The organism is Streptomyces sp. NPDC005408, from assembly GCF_040606445.1.
Classification (GTDB): domain Bacteria; phylum Actinomycetota; class Actinomycetes; order Streptomycetales; family Streptomycetaceae; genus Streptomyces.
Genome location: NZ_JBEXEX010000001.1, coordinates 466,145 through 475,953, shown reverse-complemented (window position 1 = coordinate 475,953; position 9,809 = coordinate 466,145). Strand labels below are relative to the sequence as shown.

Sequence of the window (9,809 nt, the reverse complement as noted above, 5' to 3'; positions counted from 1 at the left end):
CAGACCCCGCGCCTCAAACGCCGGCGGGGCTGAATTTCAGCCCGTCCGGCGTTTGAGGACACGCGCGAAGCGCGTACGGGGGTCTGGGGCTTGCCCCCCCCCACGCGGCGGAGCCGCAAATGTCACAGCCGGGATGGGGGTACCTCCCACGGCCGCCAGGCCGTAGGGGGAGGGCGGGGTGGGGAACAAGCCCCGCGCAGCGGCACCCCCTAGGCCCGCCAGTCCGGGGCGCCGTTCGTGTGCGGTACCCCCGACTCGATCTTCCCCCGTACCTCCCGCATCACCGCCACGATCCGCCCCTCGTGCTCCGGCGTCAGCCGCGCCACCGGTACCGAGCAGCTGATCGCGTCCGTCGCCGGGGCGTCGTAGCGCAGCGCGAAGCCGAAGCCCGCGATGCCGAGGACGCCCTCCTCGCGGTCGACGGCGTAGCCGCGCTCGCGGGTCGCGGCGAGGTCCGCGGCGAGGGCTGCCCGGTCCGTGCGGGTGTTGGGCGTCAACGCCTCCAACCCATCACCCCCCAGCGGGAGTTGGTCGTCCGGCCGCTCCGCCAGCAGCGCCTTCCCCAGCGCCCCCGCATGCGCGGGGAACCGCCGGCCCACCCGGCTGAAGGTGCGCAGGTACTCATGGGACTCACGCGTCGCGAGATAGACGACGTTCGCACCGTCCAGCCGCCCCAGATGAATCGTCTCGCCGAGTGCGTCCGACGCCTCGTCGAGGTAGGGGCGGGCGGCTCGCACCCGCGGGTCGCTGTCCAGGTAGCTCGTGCCGGTCAGCAGCGCGCGGATGCCGATGCCGTACAGCGATCCCGTCGCGTCGGTGCGAACCCACCCGCGGTCGATGAGCGTCTGCAGCAGGGCGTACATGCTGCTCCGCGGTACGCCCAGTTCCTCGGCGAGCTCCCGCAGCCGGGCGGGGCGGTCGCCGCGTGCCGCGAGTACTTCGAGCAGCTCGACGGTGCGGCCCGCCGACTTCACCTCGCGTACGCCGCCGGTCTGCGGCCCTGTCTGCGATGCCGCGCCCGTGCCCGTCTCCGACATGCGCCGATCGTAAGCCGCGCAGTCCGGCCCATTGACGGTCCCAGTTCGCGTATCTAGTCTCCATTCTCATACATGTACCTTGTCTACATAGGGAGACGGCATGAGGCAGGCCACGGAAGTAGCCGTCGCCGCGCGACTGAGAGAGGGCATGGCGCGCGGCGTACTGGCCTTCCCGCTCACCAGCTTCCGCGCGGACGGCGGCCTCGACCTCGACGACCTCGCGGACCTCGAAGCACTGCTCGCGTACGGACTCGACCTCGTAGGAGCGACAGCATGACGCAGGACCTGACGATCACCGAGGTGCGGCTCACCCCGATCCTCGTCGCCGACCCGCCGCTGCTCAACACACAGGGTGTGCACCAGCCGTACACCCCGCGCCTCATCGTCGAAGTGGTCACGGCGGACGGTGTCACCGGCGTCGGCGAGACCTACGGAGACACCAAGTACCTCGATCTGGCAGCCCCATTGGCGGAGGCGCTGCCCGGCTGCCAGGTCAGCGATGTGAACGGACTGCACCGGCTCGCCGATCTCGTGTGCGGCGACTCGCCCGAGGCCACCGGCGCGGACGCCGTCGACGTGGGCGGCCTGCGCGGCGTGCAGACCGCCGACAAGCTGCGGCTCTCCGTCGTCTCCGGCTTCGAGGTCGCCTGCCTCGACGCCCTCGGCAAGGCACTCGGACTGCCCGTGCACGCGCTGCTCGGCGGCAAGGTGCGCGACGCAGTCGAGTACAGCGCGTATCTCTTCTACCGCTGGGCCGAGCACCCCGGCGGGGCGGGGGAGCCTGACGACTGGGGCGCGGCGCTCGACCCGGCGGGCGTCGTCGCACAGGCCAGACGCTTCTCGCGCGAGTACGGCTTCGCCTCCTTCAAGCTCAAGGGCGGCGTCTTCGAGCCCGAGCAGGAGATCGCAGCCGTGCGGGCGCTCGCGGAGGCGTTCCCCGGACAGCCGCTGCGGCTCGACCCCAACGGGGCCTGGTCGGTGGAGACTTCGCTGCGGGTCGCGCAGGAACTCGGGAACGTACTGGAGTATCTGGAGGACCCGGCCAGCAGTACCGACCGGATGGCCGCGGTCGCCGCCGCCACCGACGTGCCCCTCGCCACCAACATGTGCGTGACCACCTTCGCCGAGATCCCGGAGGCCTTCACGCGGGGCGCCGTACAGGTCGTGCTCTGCGACCACCACTACTGGGGCGGGCTGCGCAACACCCGTGAACTGGCCGCGATCTGCCGGACGTTCGGCGTTGGCCTGTCCATGCACTCCAATACGCACCTGGGCATCAGCCTCGCCGCGATGACCCATGTCGCGGCCGTCGTCCCCAATCTCGACTACGCCTGCGACAGCCACTACCCCTGGCAGACCGAGGACGTCATCACCGAACGCCTCGACTTCAAGGACGGCCGTCTCGCCGTCAGCGACCTGCCGGGACTCGGCGTCGAGCTCGACCGGGACAAGCTCGCCCGCCTGCACCGGCGCTGGCTCGACGACGACGGCACGATGCGCGAACGCGACGACGCGGCGGCGATGCGGGTCGCCGAACCGGGCTGGGTCGCACCGCCCGTCCCGCGCTGGTAGCCCCCACTCGCCGGCTGAGCCCGCCGCGCGCCTGCGCCTGGCGAGGCACGCGGTACGGCCCCGGGCACGGCCTCCCGGGCGGCGCCGTCCGGAGCCTGACCCGGCCCACCCCCGGCCCCGCCGCCCGCCGCCGCCACGCTCCATCAGGCAGACTGGCCTGATCTGCACCACGTACCAGGAGCGGAACGGTGACCACTCGCAACGGAGACCGGCTGGACCACGCTGCCGCCTGCCTCGATCCGCTCGCGGCGCTGCGGACCCCGGCCGACCCCGACTGCGACGTCTACCTCACCGGCAACGTCTTCCTCGACATCATCTTCACCGGCCTCGACTCCGCCCCCGTCCGCGGCACCGAGTCCTGGGCCCGCGGTATGGGATCCAGCCCCGGCGGCGTCGCCAACATGGCCACCGCCCTCGCCCGGCTCGGGCTGCGGACCTCGCTCGCCGCCGCGTTCGGGGACGACCACTACGGCGAGTACTGCTGGGACGCCCTCGAACAGGGCGAGGGTATCGATCTCTCCCTCTCCCGCACCGTCCCCGGCTGGCACTCGCCCGTCACCGTCTCCATGGCGTACGAGGGCGAACGCACGATGGTCTCCCACGGCCACGAGGCCCCGCCGCCCGAGCCCGCACCGGACTGCCCGCCGCCCGCCAGGGCCGCCGTCGCGTCCCTGGCCCCCGGCCGCGCCGAGTGGATCGCCCAGGCCGCCCGCAAGGGCACCCGTGTCTTCGCCGACGTCGGCTGGGACGACACCGGCCGCTGGGACCCGGCCGACCTCGCCGATCTGGAGCACTGCGAGGCCTTCCTGCCCAACGCGGAGGAGGCGATGCGCTACACCCGCACCGACTGCCCCCGTGCCGCCGCCCGCGCCCTCACCGAGCGGGTTCCGCTCGCCGTCGTCACGCTGGGTGCGGAGGGCGCGTACGCCGTGGACGGGGCGACCGGCGAGAGCGCCCAGGTCCCGGCGATCGCGGTGGAGGCGCTCGACCCGACGGGCGCCGGGGACGTGTTCGTGGCCGGATTCGTCACCGGAACCCTCGCAGGCTGGCCCCTCGCCGACCGTCTCGCCTTCGCCGGGCTGACCGCCGCCCTGTCGGTGCAGGAGTTCGGCGGATCACTCTCCGCACCCGGCTGGTCGGAGGTTGCGACATGGTGGCAGCACGTCCAGGGCGTCGCCGACCAGGACCCGGCGGCCCTGCGGCGCTACGCCTTCCTGGAGGCGCTGCTGCCCGCCCCGACCAGGCCGTGGCCGCTCCGCCGGGCCGTCCCGACCATCGGCTTCGGCCGCTCCGCGTAGAGCTCCGCGCAGCGCCCCTGACAGAGCCCCGCCGAAAAGCCCTCGGCCTTGTCAGTGCCAAGTCGTAGGCTTGGTGTCCCAGAGGTTGTCGAGCAGCGAGAACCCTGCAACGGGAGGTATGTGCAGGCCCTAGAGCCGGCCCATGACTCAGACACCTACAGCCCAGACCCCAGCACCGGGGCAGGCACGAGCCCAGTTCACCGTCCCCGCCAAGCATCCGATGGTGACGGTCCTGGGATCGGGTGACGCCCTGCTGCGCGTGATCGAGAAGGCCTTCCCGGCAGCCGACATCCATGTCCGGGGCAATCAGGTGAGCGCGGTCGGCGACGCGGCGGAAGTCGCGCTGATCCAGCGCCTGTTCGACGAGATGATGCTGGTGCTCCGCACCGGGCAGCCGATGACGGAGGACGCAGTGGAACGCTCGATCGCCATGCTCAAGGCGAGCGAGAACGGCAACGGGCCGGAGGAGACCCCGGCCGAGGTGCTCACCCAGAACATCCTCTCCAGCCGCGGCCGCACCATCCGCCCCAAGACGCTCAACCAGAAGCGGTATGTCGACGCGATCGACAAGCACACGATCGTGTTCGGCATCGGCCCCGCCGGCACCGGCAAGACGTATCTCGCCATGGCCAAGGCGGTGCAGGCCCTGCAGTCCAAGCAGGTCAACCGCATCATCCTGACGCGTCCCGCGGTGGAGGCGGGCGAGCGGCTCGGCTTCCTGCCCGGCACGCTCTACGAGAAGATCGACCCGTATCTGCGCCCGCTGTACGACGCGCTGCACGACATGCTCGACCCCGACTCGATCCCGCGGCTGATGGCGGCGGGCACGATCGAGGTCGCGCCGCTGGCGTACATGCGTGGCAGGACGCTGAACGACGCGTTCATCATCCTCGACGAGGCGCAGAACACGAACCCCGCGCAGATGAAGATGTTCCTGACGAGGCTCGGCTTCGACTCGAAGATCGTCATCACGGGCGACGTCACCCAGGTGGACCTTCCTGGTGGCACGAAGAGCGGACTGCGCCAGGTCAGGGACATCCTGGACGGCGTCGACGACGTGCACTTCTCGCTGCTCACCTCGCAGGATGTCGTACGGCACAGGCTCGTCGGCCGTATCGTCGACGCGTACGAGAAGTACGACAGCCAAAACGGGAAGTAGACCGAACAGCGCCATGTCGATCGACGTCAACAACGAGTCCGGAACCGAGGTCGACGAGCAGGCGATCCTCGATGTCGCCCGCTACGCGCTCGCGCGGATGCGTATCCACCCGCTCTCCGAGCTCTCGGTGATCGTCGTGGACGCCGAGGCCATGGAGCAGCTGCACATCCAGTGGATGGACCTGCCAGGTCCGACCGATGTCATGTCCTTCCCGATGGACGAGCTGCGTCCGCCGGTCAAGGACGACGAGGAGCCCCCGCAGGGGCTCCTCGGTGACATCGTGCTCTGTCCCGAAGTCGCCAAGAAGCAGGGCGAAGAGGCCCCGACGCAGCACTCCATGGACGAGGAGCTCCAGCTTCTGACCGTCCACGGGGCGCTGCACTTGCTCGGCTACGACCACGAGGAGCCGGACGAGAAGGCCGAGATGTTCGGGCTCCAGGCGGCGATCGTCGACGGCTGGCGGGCGGAGAAGGGCCTTTCCGGTCCGTCCCCGGCGCCGACCGTCTCATGACCGGACAACTGATCTTCGGTGCGATTCTGCTGGTCGTCGTCGCCTGGCTGGCAGCCTGCGCCGAGGCGGGCATCGCCCGCACCTCCAGCTTCCGCGCCGCCGAGGCCGTCCGCTCGGGACGGCGCGGCTCCGCGAAGCTGGCACAGGTCGCCGCCGACCCCACCCGCTATCTCAATGTCGCCCTGCTGGTGCGGGTGGCGTGCGAGATGGCGGCAGGGGTGTTCGTCACCTACGCCTGCCTGCAGGAGTTCTCCGAGACCTGGGAGGCGCTGACCGTCGCGATCGGGGTGATGGTCCTCGTCTCGTACGTCGCCGTCGGCGTCTCACCGCGCACCATCGGCCGCCAGCACCCGCTGAACACCGCGACGGCCGCGGCGTACGTCCTGCTCCCGCTCGCCAGGATCATGGGCCCGATCCCACAACTGCTGATCCTCCTCGGCAACGCGTTCACGCCCGGAAAAGGCTTCCGCAAGGGCCCGTTCGCGAGCGAGGCGGAGCTGCGGGCGATGGTGGACCTCGCCGAGCAGGAGTCGCTCATCGAGGACGACGAGCGCCGGATGGTGCACTCCGTCTTCGAGCTCGGCGACACACTCGTACGCGAAGTGATGGTCCCGCGGACCGACCTGGTCTGCATCGAACGCTTCAAGACCATCCGGCAGGCACTGACGCTCGCGCTGCGCTCCGGATTCTCCCGGATCCCGGTGACCGGGGAGAACGAGGACGACATCGTCGGGATCGTGTACCTGAAGGACCTGGTCCGCAAGACACACATCAACCGGGACTCCGAGGCGGACCTGGTGTCGACGGCGATGCGGCCCGCCGCGTTCGTGCCCGACACGAAGAACGCGGGCGATCTGCTGCGGGAGATGCAGCAGGAGCGCAACCATGTCGCCGTCGTCATCGACGAGTACGGCGGCACGGCCGGGATCGTCACCATCGAGGACATCCTGGAGGAGATCGTCGGCGAGATCACCGACGAGTACGACCGTGAACTCCCGCCGGTCGAGGAACTCGGCAACGGGCGCTTCCGGGTGACCGCCCGGCTCGACATCGGAGACCTCGGCGAGCTCTACGGCCTCGACGAACTCGACGACGAGGACGTGGAGACGGTCGGCGGCCTCCTGGCCAAGGCACTCGGCCGGGTCCCGATCGCGGGAGCATCCGCGGTGGTCGACCTGCCGGACGGCCGCGAGCTGCGCCTGACGGCGGAGTCCCCGGCCGGCCGCCGGAACAAGATCGTGACGGTGCTTGCGGAGCCCCTGCCGAAGCGGCCGGAGGGGGATGCGGCCCGGTGAAGGCGGAGGAACTGAGGGCGTTCTGCCTCGAATTCAACGCGGCGGTGGAGGAGTTTCCCTTCGGGCCCGAGACATCGGTTTTCAAGGTGCACGGGAAGCTGTTCGCGCTAAGTGCGCTGGACGGGGTGCCGCTGAAGGTGAACCTCAAGTGTGAGCCGGAGATTGCGGTTCAGCTGCGCGCCGACCATGCGGCGATCGTGCCGGGCTATCACATGAACAAGCGCCACTGGAACACGGTGACGGTGGGGGAGCTGCCGGAGCGGCTGGTCCGCGAGCTGATCGAAGACTCCTACGACTTGGTGGTGGCGGGCCTCCCGAAGACGGTCAGACTGCGCCTTGACCGCCCCTGACGGTTCGCCTGCGCTTCGCGCGTGTCCTCAAGCGCCGGACGGGCTGGAAATGCGGCCGAGCCGCACATCCAGCGGGGTGGGGGCAAGGCCCGCCCTCCAGGCGAACCGTCAGGCCCGCGACTTCCGCAGGCCAACGGCGACAAGCAGCCCCGCCCCCACCACAATCACCGCGTCCAGCGCCAGCACCGTCCGCGCGCCCGACAGCAGGTCGGACCCCGTCGTCGCCAGCACCCCCAGCAGCGGGATCCCGATCGTGATCCCCACCTGCTGCGTCGTCGTGACGAGCCCCGTCGCAAGCCCCTGTTCCTCGTCCGGGACGCCCGACGTCACCGTCAGGCCGTACGAGATGATCGCGCCCAGGTGGCACACGCTCGCCAGCGAGACGGCGACCGTGGCCAGCAGCGCGCCCGACTCCCGGCCGATGCCCAGCAGCGCCGCCACGAACACGCCCTGGCCGAGCAGCGAGACGACCAGCGTGCGCCGCGCGCCGATGCGGCCGATGAGCTTCGGGGCGTACGCACCGGCGAGGGCCGACAGGACTCCCTGGACGCCGAAGACCAGACCCGTACGGAAGGCCGAGAGCTCCAGGACCTCCTGGAGGTAGAGGGTCAGCACGAAGACGACCGTCGACATCATCGAGAAGGTGACGAGGCCGCCCAGGTTGCCCCACGCCACCGTCCGCCGCCGCAGCATCGGCAGCGAGACCAGCGGCGCCGCCGACCGGGACTCGACCACCACGAAGCCGACGAGCAGCAGTATCCCCGCCACCAGCGTGACCACGACGTCCACTCCGCCGAAGCCACGGTCGGCCGCCGTCGAGAGCGAGTAGATCACCGCGAGCAGCCCGCCGGTGACGGTGACCGCGCCGGGCACATCGAGCCGCGGCCGCTCCGGGTGCCGGGACTCCGTCAGCAGACCCGGCGCCAGTACGAGGACGATCACCGCGGCGACGGCGAGCAGACCCATCGTGGAGCGCCAGCCCAGCGTGTCGGTCATCACGCCGCCGAGCACCATGCCGATGGTGAAGCCGAGGGACAGCAGCGTGCCGCTGATGCCCAATGCCCGGTCCCGCTGCGGGCCTTCGGGAAAGGTCGTGGTGAGCAGCGACATCCCGGTCGGCACGATCGCCGCCGCGCCCAGGCCCTGCAGGGCGCGCCCGGCGAGGAAGGACGCCGGGTCCCAGGCGAAGGTCGCGAGCAGCGACGCCGTGCCGAAGACGGCCAGACCGGTGAGGAACACTTTGCGCCGCCCGTACAGATCGGCGGTCCGGCCGAAGAGCAGCAGGAAGCCGCCGGAGGGCAGAGCGAACGCGGTGACCGCCCACTGCAGCGCGGACTGGCTCATGCCCAGGTCCTTGCCGAGGACGGGGAGCGCCACATTCAGTACGGAGAAGTCGAGCGCCACCATGAACTGGGCGGCGCACAGCACGAACAGAATCAGCTTGGCGCGGCCGGACAGTTTCGGCGGCGCGGAGGATTCGGCGGAGGGTTCAATGGAGGGGGCGGAGGTGTCGATTGCCATGCGCAACACCTTCCGGCCACAGGAACAGCCGTGGGGAGCGGGAACTTATCCTGTTGGTCGCACCACCAGGCAGACGGACAGGGGGAGTACGTTGGCCACGACGGCCGAGCACCATGCGATGAAGGCGCACCGCCTCGGTGAGCTGCGCGAGTTCCTGATGAGCAGGCGGGCGCGGATCAGCCCGGCCGAGGCCGGACTGCCGGACGGCGGAGCCCGCCGTCGTACGCCGGGACTGCGCCGGGAGGAGGTCGCCGTCCTCGCGGGTGTCGGCGTCTCCTGGTACCAGTGGCTGGAGCAGGGCCGGGACATCACCGTCTCGCCGCAGGTCCTGGACTCGGTGGGCCGGGTGCTGCGGCTGAGCAGTGTCGAGCGCCGCCATCTGTACGTCCTTGCCGGGCTGAACCCGCCCGCGCCCCAAGTCGATCCGGGCGACGCCAACATGTGCGCCGGACTGCGGCGGCTGATCGACGCGTGGATGCCGTTCCCCGCGCACATCATGGACGCGTACTGGAACACGATCATGTACAACGACGCCGCGGGGATGATCCTCGGCATGCGCCCCGGCCTCGTCCAGAACTGTCTGATCGCCTTCTTCACCGACCCCATCTACCGCGCCCGGGCCAAGAGCTGGGAGCAGAACGCCCCTTATGTCGTGGCACAGTTCAGGGCCGCGTGTTCCGAATGCCCCGACGACGACGGCTTCCAGTCGATCGTGGAGGAGGCGAGGGAGGCGAGTGAGGAGTTCGCCGAGCTGTGGGAGCGGCGCGACATCGCGCCCGGCGGCCAGGTACGCAAGGAGATGGAACATCCGCTGGTGGGGACGCTGTTCGTGGAGTCGACGCAGCTGCGCGTACCGGCCCGCCCGGATCTGGCGATCGTGATGCACACTCCGCTGCCGGAGGCGGACACGGCTCGGAAACTGGAGTGGCTCGCGAGCCCGGAGGGCCGGCGGGGCTCGATGTATCCGGTGGCGGGCTGACCTGGGTTTCTGTGTATTCTCTGCCCGTCAATAGGGGAGGGGGGAAGCTCCCCGCGAGCGCTTTGAGCCCGATTCAAGGGGAGTTAC

The 9,809-nt window shown here is 70.3% G+C and carries 10 protein-coding genes; 8 read left to right on the top strand and 2 right to left on the bottom strand.

Annotated features, from left to right (window positions below; all coding sequences use genetic code 11):
- Nucleotides 1-209 precede the first annotated feature (209 nt).
- A complete protein-coding gene (locus ABZS64_RS02050; protein ID WP_355822063.1) occupies nt 210-1,037 on the bottom strand; it encodes an IclR family transcriptional regulator in 828 nt (275 codons plus the stop codon).
- Between the two features lie 100 nt (nt 1,038-1,137).
- On the opposite strand from ABZS64_RS02050, the gene ABZS64_RS02045 reads away from it, so the two are divergent.
- The 7 genes from ABZS64_RS02045 to ABZS64_RS02015 all read left to right on the top strand — a co-directional run bounded on the left by ABZS64_RS02045 (nt 1,138) and on the right by ABZS64_RS02015 (nt 7,222).
- Nucleotides 1,138-1,314, top strand: a complete 177-nt coding sequence (locus ABZS64_RS02045; RefSeq protein WP_355822110.1) for a hypothetical protein — start codon at nt 1,138-1,140, stop codon at nt 1,312-1,314.
- Entirely contained in the window at nt 1,311-2,609 is a 1,299-nt protein-coding gene (locus tag ABZS64_RS02040; protein WP_355822061.1) for a glucarate dehydratase family protein, read from the top strand. The genes ABZS64_RS02045 and ABZS64_RS02040 overlap by 4 nt, the downstream gene beginning before the upstream one ends.
- Before the next feature lie 188 nt (nt 2,610-2,797).
- The gene (locus ABZS64_RS02035) at nt 2,798-3,907 is read left to right on the top strand and encodes a PfkB family carbohydrate kinase (protein WP_355822059.1); all 1,110 of its coding nucleotides are present in this window, start codon (nt 2,798-2,800) and stop codon (nt 3,905-3,907) included.
- A gap of 142 nt (nt 3,908-4,049) precedes the next feature.
- Complete coding sequence (locus tag ABZS64_RS02030; RefSeq protein ID WP_355822057.1) at nt 4,050-5,066, top strand: PhoH family protein; 1,017 nt, start codon at nt 4,050-4,052, stop codon at nt 5,064-5,066.
- Between the two features lie 13 nt (nt 5,067-5,079).
- Complete coding sequence (ybeY, locus tag ABZS64_RS02025) at nt 5,080-5,577, top strand: rRNA maturation RNase YbeY (protein ID WP_355822055.1); 498 nt, start codon at nt 5,080-5,082, stop codon at nt 5,575-5,577.
- Nucleotides 5,574-6,872, top strand: a complete 1,299-nt coding sequence (locus ABZS64_RS02020) for a hemolysin family protein (protein WP_355822053.1) — start codon at nt 5,574-5,576, stop codon at nt 6,870-6,872. The genes ybeY and ABZS64_RS02020 overlap by 4 nt, the downstream gene beginning before the upstream one ends.
- Nucleotides 6,869-7,222: an MmcQ/YjbR family DNA-binding protein gene (locus ABZS64_RS02015; protein WP_355822051.1), complete on the top strand. Its 354-nt coding sequence runs from the start codon at nt 6,869-6,871 to the stop codon at nt 7,220-7,222. Before ABZS64_RS02020 ends, ABZS64_RS02015 begins: the two co-directional genes overlap by 4 nt.
- A 108-nt stretch (nt 7,223-7,330) precedes the next feature.
- On the opposite strand, the gene ABZS64_RS02010 is transcribed toward ABZS64_RS02015, so the two are convergent.
- Nucleotides 7,331-8,743: an MFS transporter gene (locus tag ABZS64_RS02010; protein ID WP_355822049.1), complete on the bottom strand. Its 1,413-nt coding sequence runs from the start codon at nt 8,741-8,743 to the stop codon at nt 7,331-7,333.
- Between the two features lie 118 nt (nt 8,744-8,861).
- Between ABZS64_RS02010 and ABZS64_RS02005 the strand changes: the two genes are divergently transcribed.
- Nucleotides 8,862-9,722, top strand: a complete 861-nt coding sequence (locus ABZS64_RS02005; RefSeq protein ID WP_355822106.1) for a helix-turn-helix transcriptional regulator — start codon at nt 8,862-8,864, stop codon at nt 9,720-9,722.
- Nucleotides 9,723-9,809: the final 87 nt, after the last annotated feature.

What these genes read in the sequence shown, in the direction of transcription:
- ABZS64_RS02050 (WP_355822063.1), bottom strand. Translation starts at nt 1,037, where the DNA reads ATGTCGGAGACGGGCACGGGCGCGGCATCGCAGACAGGGCCGCAGACC.
- ABZS64_RS02045 (WP_355822110.1), top strand. Translation starts at nt 1,138, where the DNA reads ATGAGGCAGGCCACGGAAGTAGCCGTCGCCGCGCGACTGAGAGAGGGC.
- ABZS64_RS02040 (WP_355822061.1), top strand. Translation starts at nt 1,311, where the DNA reads ATGACGCAGGACCTGACGATCACCGAGGTGCGGCTCACCCCGATCCTC.
- ABZS64_RS02030 (WP_355822057.1), top strand. Translation starts at nt 4,050, where the DNA reads ATGACTCAGACACCTACAGCCCAGACCCCAGCACCGGGGCAGGCACGA.
- ybeY (WP_355822055.1), top strand. Translation starts at nt 5,080, where the DNA reads ATGTCGATCGACGTCAACAACGAGTCCGGAACCGAGGTCGACGAGCAG.
- ABZS64_RS02020 (WP_355822053.1), top strand. Translation starts at nt 5,574, where the DNA reads ATGACCGGACAACTGATCTTCGGTGCGATTCTGCTGGTCGTCGTCGCC.
- ABZS64_RS02010 (WP_355822049.1), bottom strand. Translation starts at nt 8,743, where the DNA reads ATGGCAATCGACACCTCCGCCCCCTCCATTGAACCCTCCGCCGAATCC.
- ABZS64_RS02005 (WP_355822106.1), top strand. Translation starts at nt 8,862, where the DNA reads ATGAAGGCGCACCGCCTCGGTGAGCTGCGCGAGTTCCTGATGAGCAGG.